The organism is Frigoribacterium sp. PvP121, from assembly GCF_017833115.1.
Classification (GTDB): Bacteria; Actinomycetota; Actinomycetes; order Actinomycetales; family Microbacteriaceae; genus Frigoribacterium; species Frigoribacterium endophyticum.
On record NZ_JAFIBR010000001.1, the window covers coordinates 369,147 to 389,228 of the forward strand.

General features: G+C 75.7%; 19 protein-coding genes. 2 read left to right on the forward strand and 17 right to left on the reverse strand.

The genetic code is table 11. The features are described from left to right. Positions 1–302: 302 nt before the first annotated feature. Positions 303–1,736: a reverse transcriptase family protein gene (locus JOE43_RS01730; RefSeq protein ID WP_209514144.1), complete on the forward strand. Its 1,434-nt coding sequence runs from the start codon at positions 303–305 to the stop codon at positions 1,734–1,736. Between the two features lie 167 nt (positions 1,737–1,903). Here JOE43_RS01730 and JOE43_RS01735 read toward each other — a convergent pair whose 3' ends face one another. The 14 genes from JOE43_RS01735 to JOE43_RS01800 all read right to left on the reverse strand — a co-directional run bounded on the left by JOE43_RS01735 (position 1,904) and on the right by JOE43_RS01800 (position 15,767). After that, entirely contained in the window at positions 1,904–3,076 is a 1,173-nt protein-coding gene (locus JOE43_RS01735) for a flagellar hook protein FlgE (RefSeq protein ID WP_209514146.1), read from the reverse strand. 85 nt (positions 3,077–3,161) lie between these two features. After that, positions 3,162–3,623 carry a flagellar hook assembly protein FlgD gene (locus JOE43_RS01740; protein ID WP_209514148.1) on the reverse strand — a complete coding sequence of 154 codons (462 nt, stop codon included), beginning with the start codon at positions 3,621–3,623 and terminating at the stop codon, positions 3,162–3,164. A gap of 67 nt (positions 3,624–3,690) precedes the next feature. After that, entirely contained in the window at positions 3,691–5,517 is a 1,827-nt protein-coding gene (locus JOE43_RS01745) for a flagellar hook-length control protein FliK (protein ID WP_209514150.1), read from the reverse strand. Next, positions 5,514–6,263, reverse strand: a complete 750-nt coding sequence (locus JOE43_RS16070; RefSeq protein ID WP_307803195.1) for a C40 family peptidase — start codon at positions 6,261–6,263, stop codon at positions 5,514–5,516. Before JOE43_RS16070 ends, JOE43_RS01745 begins: the two co-directional genes overlap by 4 nt. Continuing rightward, positions 6,260–6,748 (reverse strand): flagellar export protein FliJ, encoded by a 489-nt coding sequence (locus JOE43_RS01755; protein WP_209514152.1) that lies wholly within the window; start codon positions 6,746–6,748, stop codon positions 6,260–6,262. Before JOE43_RS01755 ends, JOE43_RS16070 begins: the two co-directional genes overlap by 4 nt. Next, positions 6,748–8,037: a FliI/YscN family ATPase gene (locus tag JOE43_RS01760; RefSeq protein ID WP_307803416.1), complete on the reverse strand. Its 1,290-nt coding sequence runs from the start codon at positions 8,035–8,037 to the stop codon at positions 6,748–6,750. The genes JOE43_RS01755 and JOE43_RS01760 overlap by 1 nt, the downstream gene beginning before the upstream one ends. A gap of 110 nt (positions 8,038–8,147) precedes the next feature. After that, complete coding sequence (locus JOE43_RS01765) at positions 8,148–8,834, reverse strand: FliH/SctL family protein (RefSeq protein ID WP_209514156.1); 687 nt, start codon at positions 8,832–8,834, stop codon at positions 8,148–8,150. 263 nt (positions 8,835–9,097) lie between these two features. Further along, positions 9,098–10,156 carry a flagellar motor switch protein FliG gene (fliG, locus tag JOE43_RS01770; protein WP_341777342.1) on the reverse strand — a complete coding sequence of 353 codons (1,059 nt, stop codon included), beginning with the start codon at positions 10,154–10,156 and terminating at the stop codon, positions 9,098–9,100. Continuing rightward, positions 10,153–11,841: a flagellar basal-body MS-ring/collar protein FliF gene (fliF, locus tag JOE43_RS01775; protein ID WP_209514158.1), complete on the reverse strand. Its 1,689-nt coding sequence runs from the start codon at positions 11,839–11,841 to the stop codon at positions 10,153–10,155. The genes fliG and fliF overlap by 4 nt, the downstream gene beginning before the upstream one ends. Further along, positions 11,841–12,206, reverse strand: coding sequence for a flagellar hook-basal body complex protein FliE (gene fliE, locus JOE43_RS01780; protein ID WP_245187093.1), 366 nt, complete (start codon positions 12,204–12,206; stop codon positions 11,841–11,843). Before fliE ends, fliF begins: the two co-directional genes overlap by 1 nt. Continuing rightward, positions 12,206–12,601: a flagellar basal body rod protein FlgC gene (locus JOE43_RS01785; RefSeq protein ID WP_056057516.1), complete on the reverse strand. Its 396-nt coding sequence runs from the start codon at positions 12,599–12,601 to the stop codon at positions 12,206–12,208. Before JOE43_RS01785 ends, fliE begins: the two co-directional genes overlap by 1 nt. Then, positions 12,601–12,945 carry a flagellar basal body rod protein FlgB gene (gene flgB, locus JOE43_RS01790; RefSeq protein WP_167260450.1) on the reverse strand — a complete coding sequence of 115 codons (345 nt, stop codon included), beginning with the start codon at positions 12,943–12,945 and terminating at the stop codon, positions 12,601–12,603. The genes JOE43_RS01785 and flgB overlap by 1 nt, the downstream gene beginning before the upstream one ends. 255 nt (positions 12,946–13,200) lie before the next feature. Further along, positions 13,201–13,920 (reverse strand): response regulator, encoded by a 720-nt coding sequence (locus JOE43_RS01795; protein WP_209514160.1) that lies wholly within the window; start codon positions 13,918–13,920, stop codon positions 13,201–13,203. Beyond that, positions 13,917–15,767, reverse strand: a complete 1,851-nt coding sequence (locus tag JOE43_RS01800) for a sensor histidine kinase (RefSeq protein WP_209514162.1) — start codon at positions 15,765–15,767, stop codon at positions 13,917–13,919. Before JOE43_RS01800 ends, JOE43_RS01795 begins: the two co-directional genes overlap by 4 nt. Before the next feature lie 212 nt (positions 15,768–15,979). Between JOE43_RS01800 and JOE43_RS01805 the strand changes: the two genes are divergently transcribed. Then, positions 15,980–17,482, forward strand: coding sequence for a CitMHS family transporter (locus JOE43_RS01805; RefSeq protein ID WP_209514164.1), 1,503 nt, complete (start codon positions 15,980–15,982; stop codon positions 17,480–17,482). 106 nt (positions 17,483–17,588) lie between these two features. Here the strand turns inward: JOE43_RS01805 and JOE43_RS01810 are convergent, their stop codons facing one another. The 3 genes from JOE43_RS01810 to fliD are packed head-to-tail and all read right to left on the reverse strand — an operon-like array spanning position 17,589 to position 19,940. Then, a complete protein-coding gene (locus JOE43_RS01810) occupies positions 17,589–17,960 on the reverse strand; it encodes a hypothetical protein (RefSeq protein ID WP_209514166.1) in 372 nt (123 codons plus the stop codon). Then, complete coding sequence (gene fliS, locus JOE43_RS01815; protein ID WP_209514168.1) at positions 17,950–18,543, reverse strand: flagellar export chaperone FliS; 594 nt, start codon at positions 18,541–18,543, stop codon at positions 17,950–17,952. The genes JOE43_RS01810 and fliS overlap by 11 nt, the downstream gene beginning before the upstream one ends. A gap of 2 nt (positions 18,544–18,545) precedes the next feature. Next, positions 18,546–19,940: a flagellar filament capping protein FliD gene (gene fliD, locus JOE43_RS01820; RefSeq protein ID WP_209514170.1), complete on the reverse strand. Its 1,395-nt coding sequence runs from the start codon at positions 19,938–19,940 to the stop codon at positions 18,546–18,548. Positions 19,941–20,082: the final 142 nt, after the last annotated feature.

Here is a 20,082-nt window from a genome sequence, read left to right on the forward strand (position 1 = left end):
TGCCGGACGCGGGGCCGCTACGGTGGCCGCGTGCGACGACGGGACGGCGAGGCGGGTGCTCCACGCGCTGGATCACCCTCTCCGGGGCTACCCCGGGGCACGCAGTTCGACCACGGCACCGCTCCCCGAGCCGATCACCGCGCTGCGCGCGGAGGCCGGCCCGGACCGACGCACGAGTCGCCGTCCCGTCGCCGCACGCCTCCGCACCCCGTCGTGGTCGGGCTGACCGCGGGCCCCCGTCTGCGCCCGAGGACCGGCGCGACGCCCCGGGGCCCCGGTGGACGTCAGGCCCGGGGAGTCACGTGACCGCCCGCGCAGACGCCGTCGCCACGGGGCTCGCCCACGCGATGCTCGCCGCCCCCGCCTGGACGGAGGCCGCCCTCGTCGCGGCCTGCGCGGCGGCGCTCGGGCCGGCCGCGGACGGGCCGACGGCCCTCCGCCCCGACACCGACCCCCGCGCGGGCGGACTGATGGACGACGGCCCGCGCGACGACGGACCCCACGACGGCGGCCCACCGCACCCGTGGCTGCCGGGGCTGGCCCACGAGGCGCTCCGCGCGTTCCCCCGGGCCCCGCACGACGAGCCCCGGCTGCTCGCGGAGGTGCTGCACACCTCCGGCGCCCTGGGCCGGGGGCGGGCCCGCGCGGCCGTGCAGGGCGCCTCGCTGCGGATCGTCCGGGTCGCGGTCGTGACGACGCCGACGCGGGCGGTCGACCCGCGACTCCGGCGCCTGGGGTCGGTGGCCGACCTCGCCGCCCTGCTGCACCTCACGGTCGGCGAGCTGGACTGGTTCGCCGACGTGCGGCACTGGAACCGCCGGCACGCCTCGGGCCCGCTGCAGCACCACCGGTACGAGTGGCGCACCCGCCCCGGCCGCACCCCGCGGCTGCTCGAGGTGCCGGGCCACCGCCTCCGCGACCTGCAGCGCGTCGTGCTCGACGAGGTGCTGGCCGCCGTGCCGCTGCACGACGCCGCCCACGGCTTCGTGCCGGGCCGCAGCGCCGTCACGGGCGCCGCCGTGCACACCGGCGCCGAGGTCGTCGTCGCGCTCGACCTGCGCTCGTTCTTCGCCCGCGTCGGCGCCGGCCGCGTGTACGGCGCGCTCCGCCGCGAGGGGCTGCCGGAGGCCGTCGCCCACGTGCTCACCGGGCTCACGACAACCTCGGTGCAGCCGGCCGTGCTCTCGGCGATGCCGCCGGGCGGCGACCCCTCCGAGCGCGCGGCGCTGCGCCGGGCCCTGGCCCTGCCGCACCTCGCCCAGGGCGCCCCGACCTCGCCCGCGCTCGCCAACGTCGCCTCCCGGAGGCTCGACTCACGGCTCGCGGGCTGGGCCGCTGCCGCGGGCGCCCGGTACACGCGCTACGCCGACGACCTGACGTTCAGCGGCGGCCGCGGGGTCGCCGCCCGGAGCGACGCCTTCGTGCGGGGCGTCGGCCGCGTCGTCGCCGACGAGGGGCACGAGCTGAACCCGCACAAGACGCGGGTGCGCGGGGCCGCGACACGGCAGACCGTCACCGGGATCGTCGTGAACGAGCACGTGACCGTGACCCGCGCCTCCTACGACGCCCTCCGGGCGCTGCTGCACAACGCGGAGCGCACGGGGCTCGAGGCGCAGAACAGGGCCGGCGGGCCGGAGTTCCGGGCCCACCTGGAGGGGCGGATCGGGTGGGTCGAGCAGCTGCACCCGGCGCGCGGGGCGCGGCTGCGCGAGCTGCTCGCGCGCGTGCCGCGCTGAGAGGGGGCGGTGCGGTGCGGTGCGGCTGGGCACCCGGCCCGCCGCCGCGCAGCCGACGTCCGCACGCGAAGAACCCCGTTCCGTTCACCGAACCCCGGCAGAACGGGGTGCGGTGAACGGAACGGGGTTCGTCCGGGCCGAGCAGGCGCGGCGCGGCGCGCGTCGAGCTAGCGCTTCAGGTTCGTCAGCTCCTGCAGCACCTCGTCGGAGGTGGTGATGATGCGGGCGTTCGCCTGGAAGCCGCGCTGCGCGACGATCAGGTTGGTGAACTCCTGCGAGAGGTCGACGTTGCTCATCTCGAGCGTGCCGCTCGAGAGCGAGCCGACGCCGGGCGAGCCGGGGATGCCGAGCGCGGCGCCGCCCGAGTTGGCCGTGGCGCGGTAGCCCGACGCCCCCGCCTTCTCGAGGCCGCCGGGGTTGGTGAAGGTGGCGAGCGCGATGCGGCCGAGGGCGAGCGACTCGCCGTTGCTGAACTGGCCGACCAGCGTGCCGTCCTTCGAGAGGGTGAAGCCCTGCAGCGTGCCCGCCTCGCGGCCGTTCTGGTCGGTGACCGCGACGGTGTTGAGCTGCGCGAAGCCGGTGATCTTCGACAGGTCGACGGTGATGCCGTCGACGACCATCGAGCCCGCGCCGACCTGCGCGCCGTCCTGGAAGGCGAGGGTCGTGTTGCCGCCCGCGCCCGAGCCGTCGGTGCCGACGACGTTCCAGCCGCCCGCCGTGCGCGTGAACGACAGCGTCAGGGTCTTCTCCGTGCCGAACGCGTCGTAGACCTTGGTGTCGCGCGTGAGCGTCGCGCCGACCGCCGTCTCGGAGGGGAGGTTGCCGGCCACGTTCGCGGCCGTGGTCGCCGTGGCGGGGGCCGCGCCGTTGAGCGGCAGCGTGATGTCGCCGATCGCGCCGCCGTCGTTCACGACGCCGTCCGCGGCCGAGTAGCCCTGCACGATCTTGCCGTCGGCCGACACGAGGCGGCCGTCGGCGTCGAAGTCGAAGGCGCCGGCGCGCGTGTAGAGGGTGTCGTTGCCGAGGCGGGTGACGAAGAAGCCGTCGCCCGAGATCATCAGGTCGGTCGCCTTGCCGGTGGCCTGGGCCGAGCCCTGCGCGAAGTTGGTCGAGATGCCCGCGACCTGCACGCCGAGGCCGACCTGGGCGGGGTTGGTGCCGCCGATGCCGGTCTGCGGCCCGCCGGCGCCCTGGGTCATCTGCGACAGGGTGTCCTGGAACTGCGTGGTCGAGGCCTTGAAGCCCGCGGTGTTGACGTTGGCGATGTTGTTGCCGGTCACGTCGAGCATCGTCTGGTGCGAACGGAGGCCCGAGATGCCGGAGTAGAGGGAGCGGAGCATGGCAGCTGCCTTTCAGGGAGCATGAGGGAGGCGCGTCCTGCGCGGGGAGACCGGTCGCGTCCTGCAGCCGGTGTGGTGCGGGGAGCTACGGGGCGGTGGGGACGGTCGGGGAGGTCGGCGCGGTGATGCCCGAGATGAGGTCGAGGGCGACCTCCTTCCCGGCGACGGTGACCTTGGGCACGGAGTCGGCGAACGAGACGCTGGTCGCGGTGCCGGTGACGCTCTTGCCGTCGGCTCCGGTGTAGCTGACCTGCTGGCCGACGAGGTTCGAGGCCGCGATGCGCATCTGCAGCGAGAAGCCCTCGTTCGCGGTGGTGGTCTGGTTCGTGACCTGCTCCATCATCGCGAGCTGGGTGGTCTGCGAGATCATCGCGTTCGTGTCCATCGGCGACGACGGGTCCTGGTTCTTCAGCTGCGTGACGAGCAGCTTCATGAAGATCTCGCTGTCCATGGTCTGCTTCGGGGCGCGGCCGGCGCTGGCGGCGGCCATCGCGGCGGCCTGCGTGGCCGGGTCGACGGTTCCGGAGATCTGGTCGATCGAGGGCATGTGACGGGACTTCCTGGTCGGGGTCGTGAGGTCGAGGGTGAGGCGGCGGCCGTGGCCGGCGCGGCGGTCAGGCGAGCACGTCGAGCGAGGTGACGGGCCCCGAGGAGGCGCGGTGCACGCCGTCCGCGCGGGCGGCGGCCCCGAGGCCGGTGCCGGAGCGCCGCAGCCGCTCGTCGTCGGGCGCCCGCCCGGCGGCGCCGTCGCCCCGGCCGTCGCGCTCGCCGGCGCCCGCGGCCGCGCCGCGGTCGTCGGAGGGGGCGTTCTGGCCGGAGAGGTCGATGCTCGTCGGCACCCCCGAACCGCCGAGGTCACGGCGTAGGTCGGGCAGGATCGCCCGGACCGCCTCGCGCCCGGCGTCGGACGCGGCGAACATCTCGACGTGCATGCCGTGCGCGCCCACGTGGGCACGGACGGTCACGGGCCCGAGGGCCTCCGGGCTGACGCTGACGGTCACGACGTGGGTGCCGGGGCCGGCGGCGGCCAGCGAGAAGAGCGGGCGGTGCAGCTGCGGGGCGAGGGACGGCGCCGGGGCCGGCGGGGCCGCGGCCGGGGCGGGCGTGGCCGCCGCGGTCGGGGCCGGGCCGGAGGCGGGGGCCACGACCGGCACGGCGACGAGGGCGGCGGGCCCGGTGCCCGCGCCGGGGTCGGCCGGGGCCGGGGCGGCCGTCACCGGCGTACCGGGCGCGGAGCCCGGGGCGGCCGTGCTGCCCGTCGCGGAGCTCGACGCGGCCGAGCCAGCCGTGGCCGCCGCGGGCGCCGCGAGGTCGGACGTCGTCGACGTCACGACGACGGGCGCGGAGGCGGTGGCCGCTCCGACGGGACCGCCCGCGGCCACGGGGTCGCCGGTCGTCACCGTGGAGGCGGGCGCCGACGCCGGTGCGACAGCCGTGGCGGACGCGGCCGCGGCCGCGCTCGTGCCCGCCGTCGGGGCGACAGGCGCCGACGCGACGAGGCCCGGCAGGGCCGTGGTCGACGCCGAGGCGGCGGGGGAAGGGACGGAGGCGGCGGCCGGTGCGGAGACGCCGGTCGCGTCGCCGAGGGAACCCGCGGTGACGCCGAGGGCGGCCCCGGGGCGACCAGCAGCGCCGGAGGTGTCCGGGACGACGGGGCTGGTGCGCTCCGACGTCGCCGTCGCCGCGGCGAGGACCGTCGCGGCGCCGGACAGCGTGCCGGGCAGCGCGCCGGCCACCGACGGCGCGACCGCGAGGGCGGGGTCGACGGCGGTGGTCGCGGGGGCGGCGGAGGCGGCGGTCGGCACGACCTCGGGCGACGGCGCACCGATCGTCGACGGTGCCGCGCCGAGCCACTGCGCGGCCGCGGCGAGGACGGCCGTCGGGAGCGGACCCGACGGGGCCGGGACGGCGGGGGCGCCGGCCGTCGGGTCGGCGGGGGCGGCCGGGACGGCTGCGCCGGTCGAGTCGCCCGAAGGGTCGACAGCGCCCGCGGCATCGTCGTCCGCCGCGGGAGCGGTCTCGCTCCGCGCTGATCCGCTCCGGACCGGATCAGCGACCACGGCGGGCGCCGCGCCCGTGCCGGGGGCGTCGCCGGTGCGCGTCGGGGCCGGTGCACGGTCGTCCGCGCCGGCGGGGCGAGCGGGGTGCGGCTGGACCCGCGACTCCCCCACGGCCTCGCGGGTCAGCCGCGCCGCGGCCGCCCGGGTGGCGACGACGTCACGGGAGGACCCGGCGTCGCGAGGGGCCGTCACGTCGCGGGGGGCGCCGGCGTCGCGCGACGACGCGGCGTCGCGGGCCGAGCTCATGGCCGCGCCGAAGGCGCCGAGCGCAGCAGCGCCCGAGGAGGGGACGGAACCCGCCCCGAGCCCGGCGGCGCGACCCGACGCGGGCAGCGCCGACGGCGCCGGCGGTGCGGACGGCAGCGTTCGGAGCCCGCTCACGAGGTCGCCCCCGACCGCATCAGCTGCTGCAGCTGCGCGGTCATCAGGTCGACGTTCTGCACGGAGCCGGCGGCGGCGGCCGCGGCGCCGACCGACGACACCGGCGCGGTGCCGGCCGTCGCGGGCACGACGCGCCGGATCGTCGCGAGGTCCGAGTCCTTGTACCAGTTGTTGACGATCTGCACGTCCTTGCCGGGGCGCGGGGCGTGCAGCACCTTGCCGTCGCCGAGCCAGATCACGATGTGCCCCTCGCCCTTCGGCACCAGCAGGTCGCCCGGCTTCGCCTCGGCGAGCGACGGCACCGCCGCGCCCATGTCGGCCTGGTCGGGCACGACGCGCGGCATGGCGACCCCGAGGTCGGCGAACACGCGCTGCACGAGCCCGGAGCAGTCCATGCCGCTCGCGTCCTCACCGCCGAAGACGTACGGCACGCCCAGGTACTTCTTCGCGGTCTCGACGACGTCGGGGCCGGTCGCCCCGCTGCCCGAGGCCACCGCGCCCTTCACGGCGTCGACGGAGGCGGTGGTCGAGAGCGAGCCCGCACCGGCGGCCGAGGAGGCGGCCGGGGTCGCACCGGTGCCGGCGAGCGCGTCGGCGAAGGCGCCGGCGGACGCGGCCGACGTGCCGGTGCCGGCGCCGGCCGCGGCGGCGCCGCCGAGCAGCGCGGCCGCCCCGCCGGTGCGGAGCTGGGCGATCTGGCTCTGGATGTCCTGGATGCGTGACAGGACCTCGGTCACGGGGCTCACGAGCGTCCTCCGGGAGGGGTCGAGGGGGAAGGAGGGAGGGTCGAGGGAGTCGCGGTGCCGGCGGTCGGGGCGGGCGGCGCCCACGACTGCGTCGCGATCTCGTCGAGGGCGACCTGCTCGTCGTGCAGGTCCTCGGCGGCGGAGAGCACCGCGTGCTTCTCCTCGAGCTTCTCGAGCCCGATGGCGGCACGGCGGGCCTCGCCGAACGCGGCCTGGGCCTCGGCGGCCTCGGCCTGGCGGCGCTGCGTCACGGCGTCGAGCTCGGCGAGCATGCCCCGGGTCGAGGCGCGCGACGCGGCGACCGCGCTGAGCATGGCCGCGTCGGTGATGGCCACGGGGCCGTCGTCGAGCGTGCGCCGCGCCGCGAGCCGGGCGTCGGCGGCCGTCCGCAGGCGGCCGTTCGCGTCGGCGAGGCGGCCGGCCGCGATGTCCTGCTGCGCGTGGCGGAGCCGGAGCAGGCCCACGAGGGAGAAGGAGCGGGCCATCAGGCACCTCCGAGTCGAGCGGTGAGCTGGGCCAGGCGGCCCCACGACTCGGCCGAGGGGGCCTGGTCGTCCATGGCCTGCTGGAGGAAGGCGTCGATGGATCCCTGGTGGTCGACGGCCGCGTCGACGAGCGGGTTCGTGCCGCGCTGGTACGCACCCACGTCGAGGAGGTCCTGCGCGGCCCGTCGGGCGGCCATGACCTTGCGGAGGCTCGTCGCCGCGGCGCGCTGGGCCGGGGTGGTGACCTTGGAGGCGACGCGCGAGACCGAGCCGAGGGCGTCGACGGACGGGAAGTGGCCGGTGACCGCGAGCTTCCGGTCGAGCACGACGTGCCCGTCGAGGATGCTCCGGGCGGCGTCGGCGATCGGCTCGTTGTGGTCGTCGCCGTCGACGAGCACCGTGTAGAGGCCCGTCACCGAGCCGACGCGGTCGGTGCCGGCGCGCTCGAGCAGCTCGGCGAGCACCGAGAAGGTCGACGGCGGGTAGCCGCGGGTGGCCGGGGGCTCGCCCACCGAGAGGCCGATCTCGCGCTGCGCCATGGCCACGCGGGTCAGCGAGTCCATCATCAGCACGACGTCGGCGCCCTCGTCGCGGAACGACTCGGCGATGCGGGTCGCGACGAACGCGGCGCGCAGGCGCATCAGGGCCGGCTCGTCGCTGGTCGAGACGACGACGATGGAGCGCGCCAGGCCTTCGGGCCCGAGGTCGTCCTCGAGGAACTCCCGCACCTCCCTGCCGCGCTCGCCGACCAGGGCGACGACGCTGACCTGGGCGTCGGTGCCGCGGGCGATCATCGAGAGCAGCGACGACTTGCCGACGCCCGAGCCCGCGAAGAGCCCGACGCGCTGGCCGCGGCCGACGGTGGTGAGGGTGTCGAGCACGCGCACGCCGAGCTGCAGGGGCGTGTCGATGCGGGCCCGGTGCATGGCCGAGGGGGTCTCGTGGTGCAGGCCGACGAGGTCGACCGGGCGGCCGTCGGGGCGGCGCAGCGGGCCCTTGCCGTCGATGGGGCGGCCGAGGCCGTCGAGCACGCGGCCGAAGAGGCCGGCGCCGGTCGGAACGAGCAGCGGTCGGCCCGTGGAGCGGGCGGGCGTGCCGGCGGTGACGCCGGTCAGCCGGCCGAGCGGCATGCAGCGGAGGCCCTCCGGCGTGGTCGCGACGACCTCGGCCAGGGTGGCGCCGGGAGCGCCCGGGCCGGCGGCGTCGCCGACGGTGACGACGTCGCCCACGGCGGCGTCGAGCCCCTGCACGGTCAGGCCGAGGCCGACGGCGCTGACGACGCGCCCCACGCGCTGCGGGCGGGCGGCGGCGCGGGCGGCCGCGACGCGGGCGCCGAGGTGGGCGGCGAACGGGTCGCCGGTGCGCTCCGCGGAGCGGTCGGGGGGAGTCGCGGTGAGGGTCACGGGGCCACCTCGTCGCCGTCGCCGAGCAGGGCCGTGCGCGCCCGGCCGAGCGCCGTCGACAGCCGGGCGTCGACCAGGCCGGTGGGCAGATCGGCCTCGGCGTCGCCGGGGCGGAGCGAGGGGTCGGCGACGACCTCGACGCCGGCCGAGCGTGCGGCGTCGGCGACGAGCGAGGCATCGGCCGGGTGCAGGCGCACCCGCACGACGACGGAGGGGTCGAGGCCGTCGAGGGCCCGGGCGAGGGCGGCGCGGGCGGTGCGGCCCACGCGCGGGTCGCCGTCGCGCGAGCGCTCGGAGGCGGCGACCTCGTAGCCGACCACCGCGGAGGCGAGGTCCAGCGCGGTCGCGACCAGCGCCTCCTCGGCCTCGTGCAGCACGGGCACGACGCGCTCCTCGAGGGCACGGCCGGCGGCCGCCAGGGCCGTGAGGGAGGCGGCGGTCGCCTGCTGCAGGCGCGCCAGGGCGTCGGCGTGCTCGGCCTCGAGCACGGCTCGACGGGCCGTCAGCTCGCGGTCGGCGGCCCGGAGCCCGGCGGCGTAGCCCGCGGCGTGGCCCGAGGCCTCGGCGCGCGTGCGGCGCTCGACGTCGGGGTCGGCCTGGTCGGTCGCACGGGCACCGGTGAGCGACGGGTACACGAGGCGCGAGAAGGCGTCCGGGGCGGACGGGGCGTCCGGTCGGGACATCACGGGATCGAGCACAGAGCAGCCGTTCGACGGTGGGGAGTGCGGCCGATCCGTGGCCAGGAAGGTGAGCGATCCGTGCTCAGCTGCGACTCTCGGCGGTCGCGCGGGGGGCGTTAGCGCTCGCCCCGAAGGGGGGCCGGGCGGCGGGCGGGCGGAGAACGAGAGGGATCCGGCGCGGAGCACCGGGGACGCCGCGATCCTCGGGCCGCCGACGGCAGATCACTCTCGAATTCGAGAGTGATCTGCCGTAGGCCGGGGCGGGGCTAGTCGACGAGGGCGTCCTCGTCGGCGCGGTGCACCGTGATGGCGCCCTGGGCCTCGAGCTCGCGGATGGCGCGCACGACCTCGGCCCGCGCCTCCTCGACCTGCGACTTGCGCACCGGGCCCATCGACTGCAGCTCGTCGTCGAGCAGCTCGCGGTTGCGCTCGGAGACGTTGCCGCGGATGACCTCGGTCACGGCGGCGAGCGCGCCCTTCATGGCGGTCGCCAGCACGGCGGCGTCGATGCCGCGCAGCACCTGCTGGATGTCGCGCGACTCGAGCTTGACGATGTCCTCGAAGGTCAGCATGCGCGAGCGGACCTCCTCGGCGAGCGCCGGGTCGCGCTCGTCGAGGCCGTCGAGCAGGGCGCGCTCGGTGGCGCTGTCGCTGCGGTTGATGATCTCGACCAGGGGCTGGATGCCGCCGACGACCTCGACCTGCTCGCGCGGCGCGACGACGGCGCCGGCCCGCACCTTGAGGGTGGTCGCGACGATGCCGACGGCCTCCGGGGTCGCGGTGCCCATCGTGGCGATGGCCTGGGCGACGTCGGCGCGCACCTCGACGTCGAGCCCGGCGAGCACGGCCGAGGCCTGCTGCGGCCGGAGGTGCGCGAGCACGAGGGCGATGGTCTGCGGCAGCTCGCCGTCGAGCAGGGTGATGACCTGGCCCGGGTCGGCCTCGTCGAGGAACTCGAAGCTCTTGCCCATCGCGTTCGAGGCGAGGCGCTCCATCACGCCGGCGGCGCGCTCCGAGCCGAACGAGGCCTCGAGCAGGCCGACGGCGACGTCGTGGCCGCCGCGGCGCTGGTAGCGCCCGCTGACGCTGAGGTCGTGGAACTCCGCGACGGCCGACTCGGCCACCGCGGGGTCGACGCGGCGCAGCCGGACGATCTCGGCGGTGATCTCCTCCGCCTCCTCCTCGCTGAACTGCTTCATCACGGTGGCTGCGCGGGTCTGCTCCATCTGCATGAGGATCACCGCGACCTTCTGCGCACCGGTCAGGGGGGCGCCGCCCGCGCCGGGGGCGGCGGTGCCGAGCCCGGCCAGGGGCACCAGGCTCACGAGCCGACCCGCTGGTCCATCAGGCCGCGCAGCAGCTCGGCGGTCTTCTCCGGGTCGCGCTCGGCGAGGGCGTCGATCTCGGCGCGCTTGCGCTCGGCCGACACGTGCTCGGGCGAGGGCTCGGGGGCGTCGACGCTGAGCAGCTGGGTGGGCGCGTCGTCGCCGAGCATGCGGCGGCCGGAGGCGCCGGCGTCGCCGAGGTCGAGCGGCACCGTGGCGTCCCAGGTCTGGGCCGGGGCGCCGGCGCTCAGCTCGCCGAGGTCGATCTCCTCGCGGGCCTGGCGGCGGCTGCGCTTCGCGAAGACGATCATCGCGACGATGAGGGCGAGCGCGATCGCGCTGATGATGCCCACGGTGCGGATCGTGTCCCACATCGCGGCGTCGGCGGCGGCGGCGTCGGCGGCGGCGAGCGCCTCCTTCGCGGCGTCGGCGCCCGAGGTGTCGAAGTCGACCAGGGCGACCTGCACGTCGTCGCCGCGGGCCGCGTCGATGCCGGCCGCGGCCGTGACGAGGTCGTTGATGCTCTGCAGGTTGACGTCCTTCGCCGCGTTCGCGTCGAGGGCGACCGACACGGTCTGCCGGCTGACGCCTCCCGAGGGCACGCTCATCGTCTCGGTGGTCTTGTCGACCGCGTTGTTCTTCGTCGCCGACTCGTTGACGTAGCCGTCGTCGCCCGCGGCGCCGCCGGCGGCCGTGCCGCCCGCGGTCGCGGTGTTGTTCGGCACCGCGATGTTGTCGGGGCCGAGCACGCCGGTCGCCCCGGTGCCGCCGGCCCCGGCGGCTCCCGCGCCGTACTGCTCGGTGGTGCTCGACTCGCTGAGCGCGATCGGGCCCGTGGTGGGCTGCGAGAACGACTCGGTGACGCGCGTGCCGGCGTCCTGGTCGAGGTCGGCGGCGACCACGACCGACGAGTTGCCGACGCCCACCACCTTGTCGAGCATCGCCTGCACCGACGACTGGACCTTGGTCTCGTAGTCGCCCGCCTGGTCGCCGGCGCCTCCCACGGCCCCGGTGCCGATCTGCGAGAGCACGGCCCCCGAGGCGTCGGTGACGGCGACGTCGGTGGTCTTCATGCCCTCGACGGAGGCGCTGGTCAGGTTCACGATCGCCTGCACCTGCTGGTCGGTGAGGGTCGCGCCGCCCTGCGTCTCGACGAAGACGGAGGCCGTCGGGTCCTTCTGCTCGGAGACGAAGACGCTCTCCTCCGGCACGGCGAGCTGCACGCTGGCGGTCTTCACGCCCTTCATCGCCATGATCGTCTTGGCGAGCTCGCCCTCGATGGCGCGCTTGTAGGTGACGTCCTGCTGGAACTCCGACGAGGTGACGCCCATGGTGTCGAGCAGCGAGTAGCCGCCCTCGCCGTTCGTCGACGGCAGGCCCGCCGCGGCCGCGGTGAGGCGCTCCTGGTAGACGCTCTCCTCCGGCACGAGGATCGTCTGGCCGCCGGCCGTCAGCTGGTACGGCACGCCGTCGGCCTTGAGCTGCTCGACGATCGCGCTCGCGTCGACCGGGTCGATGCCGCTGAACAGCGGGGTGTAGGTCGGCTTCGTGAGCCAGCTCGTCAGCGCGAACGCGCCGAGCGCGAGGGCCGCGACGAGGATGACGACGATGGTCTTCTGGGCGACCGAGAAGCCGGCCAGGGTGGCGCGCAGCTTGTCGAGCGTGCCCTTCAGTGCGGTGGGCATCAGGCCTGCATCCTCATGATCTCGGTGAAGGCGTCGACGGCCTTGTTGCGGACGGCGCTGACGAGCTCCAGGGTGACCTGGGCGCGCGTGGCGGCGATGGTGGCGTCGTGGATGTCGGTGAGGTCGCCGGTGACGGCCTTCACGGCGAGGGTCTTGGCCTCGCCCTGCAGCTGCTGGAGGCCCTCGACGGCGCCGACCATGCTCGCGCCGAAGGTCGCGCCGGAGGCGGTGGGCGCCCCGGCCACGCCGGTCACGTCGGCGACGCCGCCGACCCCGCCCGCGCCTCCCGCCTGCATCAGCGACGACACGTCGGCGTAGCCCGTCGGCTGAACGGCTCCGAGAGCCGGGATCCCTGCGACAGGCATCAGCCACGTCCGATCTGTAGTGCGGCCTCGTAGGCCGTCTTGGCACGGTCGACGACAGCGGCGTTGGCCTGGTAGCCGCGCTGCGCCATGATCAGGTCGCCCATCTGGGCGCCGAGGTCGATGTCGGGCATCCGGACGTAGCCCTCGGCGTCGGCCAGGGGGTGGTCGGGGAGGTACGTGACGCGGCCGGCCTCGCTGCCGTAGCGGTCGGCGCGGACGAAGACGCCGGAGGTGCCGGCGCCCTCCTGCACCTCGACGTAGCGGGCCTGGAAGGCGGTGTCGTCCATCGACTTGACGGTGTTGACGTTGGCGATGTTGTCGGAGACGGCGTCGAGCCACTTGCGGTGGACGGTGAGGCCGGTGCTCGCGATGCCGATCGCGTCGAAGGCGGGCATCAGCTCGTCCGGAACGCGGCGCGGACGGCCGTCAGCTCGGAGTTCATCGCCTGCGTGGCGAACTGGTAGCGGAGCACCGTGTCGACGTTCGAGAGCGTCTCGGTGTCGAGGTTGACGTTGTTGCCGTCGAGCCGCGTCGGCTCGAGCGACCGGCTCGTGGTCGCGCCGACGGCCCCGCTGCCCTGCGAGACGGAACGGCCGAGGGCCTCCTCGAAGGCCACCCGCTTGGCCTGGTAGCCGGGGGTGTTCACGTTCGCGATGTTGGCCGCGATGGTCTTCTGGCGCAGCGAGAGGCCGTCGAGGGCGCTCTGCAGGGCGGCCTGGGTCACGGATTCGAGGGGCATGCACGTTCCAGGGGTCTCGTGTCTCCGTGTCAGGGAGACGAGGGGCCGATCCGTGGCCGGGGTGTCGAGCGATCCGTGCTCAGGGCGCTCTATCGGCGGTGCCCGGTGGTGCGTAAGTGCACGCCCCCGGAGTGGGGGCTCCGCGGTGACGAACCACGTCCTCGCACGCGAACCACGCCGCGGCGTGGTTCGTCTGCGAGGACGTGGTTCTTCTCGACGGCGGGGAGGCGGGGAGCGCGGGAGGCGCGGGCCGGGTCAGGCGCGGAGGTAGCGGTGCTCGGGCCGGCCGGCCGACCCGTAGCGGAGCTGCATGGCGAGGTGGCCGTCGGCGGCGAGGGAGGCCAGGTACCGCTGGGCGGTCGCCCGGCTGACCCCGACCTGGTCGGCGACCTCGGCGGCGCTGAGCTCGGCGGCGGAGGCGACCACCGCCTCCAGCACGGCCTGCTCCGTCGCCGAGCGCGACCGCGACGACGCCCGCGCGTCGCCGGAGTGCAGGATGCGCTGCGCGCGCTCGACCGCCTCCTGGTCGACGCCTCCGCGCTCGCCGGCGCCCCGGCCGGCCGCGCCGCCGCCCTGCTCGGGCCCGTGGTCGTCGAGCACGTGCTCGAAGCGCCGGTAGGCCCGCAGCCGTTCGTCGAGCAGCTCGGCCGCGAAGGGCTTGATCAGGTAGGCGAGCGCCCCGCGGCGGAGGGCGGTGCGCACCGTCGACGGGTCGGAGGCGGCGCTGAGCACGAAGGCGTCCACGTCGAGCTCGCGCAGCAGGTCGAGCCCGCTGCCGTCGGGCAGGTAGAGGTCGAGCAGCACGAGGTCGACCGGCTGCTCGGCCAGCGCCCGGCGAGCGGCCGCGACCGTGCCGACCGGGGGCAGGGCCCGGAAGCCGTCCTGCGCGTCGACCCGCGCGCGGTGCACGTCGGCGACCCAGAAGTCGTCGTCGACGACGAGCACGGTGAGCGGGGAGGCGGAGGCGGGGGTCACGGGGTGCTCCTGGAGGGGTCGGGGCGGCCGGGGAGGTCGGCGGCGGGCGGCCCCGCGCCGACGGGCGGCACCGCGCCCGCGGGCTGCACCGCGCCGACGAGCCGGGCGCAGAACACGGCGCCGTGGCCGTCGCCGCCGGGCGAGCCGAGCCACACGTCTCCGCCGCGGCGACGGGCGGTGTCGCGCGACAGGGGCAGCCCGAAGCCGAGGCCGTGCACCGGGTCGTGCCCCGTGCCTCCCCCGGGCTCACCGTCGTCGGCCTCCGACGGGCCGGGCACGTCGCGGCGACGCTCGAAGAGCCGCTCGGGGCGCGCGACCCCGTCGCCGGAGTCCATCACCGAGAGGTGCAGGTCGGTGCCGTCGTCGAGCAGCTCGACCTCCACCCAGGCCGGCGTCGTGCGGCCCGCGACGGCGGCGCGCACCGCGTTGTCGATCAGGTTGCCGAGCACCGTCGTCACGTCTCCCGCCTCGACCACCTGCCCCGCGACGAGCGTCTCGGGGCCGAGCTGCAGCAGCACGCCGCGCTCCGCCGCCTCGACGCCCTTGGCGCCGACGAACGCCTGGAGGTACGGCTCGGCGAGCCGGTCGGCGTGCTTCACCGGGTAGCGCAGCGGCCCGTGCTCGAGCACGTCGGCGAGGTAGCCCTTGGCCTGCTCCACCCGCCCGATCTCGAGCAGGCCGGCGACGGCGTGCAGGCGGTTCGCGAACTCGTGGCGCTGCGCGCGCAGCGCCGTCGTCATCGCGCCCACCGCGTCGAGCCGGCGGGTCAGAGCCTCGACGGCCGTGCGGTCGCGCAGCACGGCGACGCGGCCGAGGTCGACGCCCTCGCGCGCCACCGGGCGCACGTCGACGATCAGCACCCGGGGGCCGACGACGAGGGTCGTGCCCGCGGGCCCGGCCGGCCCCGCCGAGGGCGACCCCGAGGAGGCGCGGGCCGGGTCGAGCAGGTCGGCCAGCTCCCCCGGCAGCTCGAGCTCCGCGAGCGCGTGCCCCACGACGTCGTCGCCCGCCGAGCCGAGCGCCAGCAGCTGCGCCGCCTGCTCGTTGCAGACGCTGACGCGGCCCTCCCGGTCGACCGCGAGCACCCCCTCCCCCACGCCGCCGAGCACGGCCTGCTGGTTCTGCACCAGGGTCGCGAGGTCGTCGGGCTGGAGGCCCAGCGTCAGGCGGTCGAGGCGACGGCGGATGAGCACCGACGCGACCACGCCGAGCAGGAGCGCGAGGGCCGCGACGCCGACCACCGGCAGGGAGTCGCGCGCGACGGTGTCGTAGACGCGGGCGGGCGCGTAGCCGACGCTGACCTCGCCGACGACGACCGGGCGCTCGCCGGAGGCCGCGTCGGGGGCGAAGACCGGCACCTTCGCGCGGGCGGAGTCGCCGAGCGTGCCGCGCTCCCACGACACGGTCTCCTCGCCGCGGAGCGCCGCGTCGGGGCTCGTGCTGACGCGCTCGCCGATGCGGTCCGGCTCGGGGTGGGCGAGGCGGACGCCGCGGTCGTCGGTGACGACGACGAAGAGCGCGCCGGTGCGCTGCTGCACCGACGAGGCCGTGAGCTGCAGCGGGCCCTCGGCGAGCGCCTCCTCGTCCAGGGCGGTGCCGTCGACGCTGAGGGCGGCGACCTCGCGGCGCACGTCGCCGTCGGCCGCGACGCTCTGCGCGACGGCGAGGGCGGTCGACTCGGCCTCGTGGGCCAGGCGCTGCACGGCGACGCCGACGAAGACGGCGGTGGTGAGCAGCACGACGGCGGTGACGACGGCCAGCTGCAGCAGCAGCACCTCGGTCGCGAACCGGCGCCGCGGCCGCGGCGGGCGGGCGCGGGCGCTCCGGGGTGAGCTGTCGTCGGTCACGAGCGTCAGCGTAACCGGGCCCGGGGAGGCGCGTGAGCAGAACGAGCAGAACGCCGACAACGTGCGGAACGGCTCCAACGCGCAGAAGCGCGACGTGCCTCCGACCTGGCCGCTAGCGTGCCCGGACGCGCCGCGCACCCGATCGGCCTGCCCCCTCGGGGGCGGTGACGCCGGGCCGGCCCACCGACACGCTCACGGACGAAGGAGTCCCGATGCTCGTACTGCTCGGCTATCTGATGATCCTCACCTTCATGGTGCTGATCATGACGAAGCGGCTCTCGCCGATGCTCGCGCTGATCATGGTCCCGACGATCTTCGGCCTCTTCGCCGGCGCGGGGCTCGGCATCGGCGACATGGTGATCGAGGCGGTCGGCGACCTCGCCCCGACCGCGGCCCTGCTGATGTTCGCGATCATGTACTTCGGGCTGATGATCGACGTCGGCCTGTTCGACCCGCTGGTGCGGCTCATCCTCCGCGCCACCGGCAACGACCCCGCGAAGGTCGTGCTCGGCACCGCCCTGCTGGCCGGGGCCGTCTCGCTCGACGGCGACGGCTCGACCACCTTCATCGTGACGACGGCGGCCATGCTGCCGATCTACCTGCGGCTCGGCATGAGCCCGGTCGTGCTGACCTGCGTCGCCGGCCTGATCAACGGCACGCTGAACATCGTGCCCTGGGGCGGGCCGACCGTCCGCGCCGCGGCGGCGCTGAACGTCTCGCCGTCCGAGATCTTCGTGCCCCTCGTGCCGTCGCTCGTCGCCGGCCTCGTCATCGCGTTCGCCTTCGCCTGGCTGCTCGGGCTGCGTGAGCGCAAGCGCCTCGGCGGCAGCGTCTCGCTCGACACCGCGGCGGTCGCGGTGCCGCTCTCGAAGGCGATGGCGAACGCCGGGGCCGGCGTCGCCGAGGGCCGCGGCGTGTCGATGTTCACCAGCCCGACCGTGGCGCTCGGGCTGCGCGGCGGCCGGGCCGACGGGTCGCGGGCCGACGCCCCCGGCGAGCGGGCCGTCGACAACGCGGGCACGGGCCTGTCGGAGAACGGCACCCCCGGCGTCGGCACGATGGCCGACACCATGCTCGACCCGACCCGCGAGACGCTGCGCCCGGGGCTGATCTGGTTCAACCTCGTGCTGACGGTCGCCGTGATGGTGCTGCTCGTGCTCGACCTCTTCCCGCTCGCCTACGTCTTCATGGTCGGCTCGGCGATCGCGCTGCTCGTCAACTTCCCGAAGGTGAAGCAGCAGACGGCCGAGATCGTCGCCCACGCGCCGAGCATCGTCGGCGTCGTCTCGATGGTGTTCGCCGCGGCGGTGCTGATCGGCGTGCTGAACGGCACCGGCATGGTCAGCGCCATGGCCGACTGGCTCGTCGACGTCATCCCCGACGCGATGGGGCCGTACCTCGCCGTCATCACGGGCCTGCTGAGCCTGCCGCTCACCTTCTTCATGAGCAACGACGCCTTCTACTTCGGCATCCTCCCCGTGCTCGCCGAGAGCGCCTCCGCGTTCGGCATCGAGCCCGTGGAGATGGCCCGAGCGTCGGTGATCGGCCAGCCGGTGCACCTGCAGAGCCCGCTCGTGCCGGCCATCCTGCTGCTCGTCAGCCTCGCGAACGTCAACCTCGGCGACCACCACAAGAAGGTGCTCTGGCGGGCGGCCGTGGTGTCGGTCGTGATGCTCGTCGTCGCGGTCGTCGTCGGCGTCATCCCCTGGGGCTGACGCGCCGGGCCCTCGACACGAGTGGTCACGAACTGCTGCTCCCGGCGACGGGAGGGGCAGTTCGTGACCACTCGGCCGTGGGGGCGGGGGTGGCAGCGAGGGCGCGTCAGCCCGTCGCGTCGAGGTAGACCGGGCGCTCGGGCTGGTGCGAGGCCTCGACGGTGCGCACGACGTCGAGGTGCCGCAGCACGACGAGGCGCGCGTCGTCGACCTGGGCCAGGGCGTCGCGCTGGGCCGCGGCGACGTCGGCCGCGCGGTCGGCGAGCTCCGCCGGCAGCGGCCCGAGGCCCGTCGGCGGCGTCCACGAGAGGAGGCGCGGGGCCGAGTCGTCGAGGTCCGCCCCGCCGGTCGCGTCGACGGTCAGCGCGAGGGCCTCGAGCTCGTCGAGGGCGGCGGCCCACCCGGCGTGCGCGAGCACGTCGGTGTCCGTCACGCACGCCGACGCCTCAGCGGGCAGCACGGTGGCGTCAGGCGACACCGAGCGCTCCTCCGAGCGACGACGAGGAGGCGATGGTGGCGCCGTAGCCGGAGGTGGTGCTGCCGAACGCGGCGACCCCCGCCGGCTGCGGCAGGCCGGCCCCGGGCACCGCGGCGCCCGGCGAGGCGGGAGCCGGCAGCGGGACGCCCGCCGCGCCTCCGGCCTGCAGCGACGCCGCGGCGTCGTGCCAGGCCTGGCGGAGCGGGTCGAGCAGGCCGACGACCTCGCGGGTCAGCTCGACGTCGTGGTGCACGTTCGCGTTGACGAGCGCGGTCGAGGTGTAGCCGTAGAGCGCGAGCAGCCCCTCGCCGCCGTCCCAGACGTCGACCTTGAGCGACGACGACAGCTCGGCGACGATCGCCTGCGCGTGCAGCAGCTGCTCGGCGGCGGTGCCCCAGTCGGCGACGAGCTGCGCCGCCTCGGCGCGGCCGAGGTCGAGCATGAGGCGGTCGTAGAGCATCGTGACGAGCTGCACGGGCGTCGCCGAGAGCACCGCCTCGGCGTTGTACTGGGCGCGCTGGCGCTGCGCGACGGCGGCGGGCCGGGGGGCGGCGGCGAAGGCCGCGAAGGAGGAGGCGTCCATGGTCACTTCGTCTGGGCGGTGAGGGAGGCGACCTGGCTGCTGAGCCAGGTCGACTGGGAGCTGAGGTTGCTGAGCGTGACCTCGAGGTTCGAGTACACCGTCTGCAGGGTCGCGCGGCGGGTGGCGAGCCGGAGGTCCCAGTCGGCGATGCGGCCGCCGAGGTCCTTGACGACCGACTGCTGGCCGGTGATCACGGTCGTGAGCGTGCCGGAGACCTTGTCGGAGGCGGTGGTCGCGGCCTTCGCGATGCGGTCGGCCAGCGTGCTCAGCATCGACTGGGTGCCGACGGGGTCGGCGGCGAGCGCCGCCGAGAACTTGTCGGCGTCGTACGAGAACGAGCCGTCCTTCTGGATCACGACGCCGATCGTCGAGGGCGACTTGCCGCCGATCGGCTGCGAGGCCGCCGACTGGAGCGCCTGCTGTACGGCCCGGACCGACGACTCGCCGGTGTAGGCCCCGCCCTTGACGGTGGTGTTGCCGGTCGCGCCCGTCGTCGACGTGGTGGCCTGCCCGGCGGTGATCGCGCCGAGCACGGCCGTGAGGCTCGAGACGAGCCCCGAGGCGACCTTGCCGGCGGCGGTCGCGTCGCGGCCGATCGTGATCGTGACCGGGGCGGCGGCCCCGACGGCGGCGGCGGTCACGTCGACGGAGACGCCGGGCAGCAGATCCGTGAACGTGTTGGAGGCGCTCGTCACCACCTGCTCGGCGGCGGTGCCCGCGTAGAGGGTGAGCGAGGCGTCGCGCGCCGTCTTGACGACGGCGGCGCCGGGCTCGGCGAGGAGGTCGGGGGCCGTGCCGGCCGTCGTCTCGGCCGCGGTGCCGCGGTGCACGGCGAAGTCGCCGGTCGCCCCCGAGGTGGCCGAGGTGAGCTGCAGCCGGTAGACGGCGGCGCCCGACGCGTCCTTGCCGACGGGCACCTTCACGGCCTTGACGCCGGCGGCGGAGTCGTTGACGGCCTTCACGACGTCGTCGAGGGACGAGGAGGCGGCGGTCACCTCGGTCTGCTTCCCGGCGCTCGAGGTGAAGGTCAGCGTCGCCGGGCTCGTGGGCCAGGCGGTCATCGCGGCCGTGACCGCGGTCTTCGCCTGCGCCGTGGCGCCGACGGTGAACTCGATGCTGCCCGAGGCGGCGGCGGCCGCGGCCTTCGCGGTGACGGCGGTCGAGCTGCTGGTGGCGGTGAAGAGGTCGATCGAGCCGGGCTTCGCGGCGGTCGTGGCCGTGGTCGCGAGCGCGGCGACCTGGGCGTTCAGCGTCTGCATCGACGTGACGAACGAGTTGGCCGCGGTGACCTTGTTCTTCAGCAGGGTCTGGGGCGTCGCCTCGATCGACATGAGCGAGTTGATCAGCGACGTGGTGTCGAGGCCGCTCGCGAGGCCGTCGATGCCGAGGTTCGCCATGGTGGTGCCTCTCGCGGTGGGGATCGGGCGGGTGGGGCGGGGTGGAGAGCGTCGGGTGCGCGACCAGGCGCGCTCGGGGGGAGAGGATCAGCTGCTCCCCCGTCGCGCACCCGTCACGCACCCGACCAGGGTGGTGCTCGGC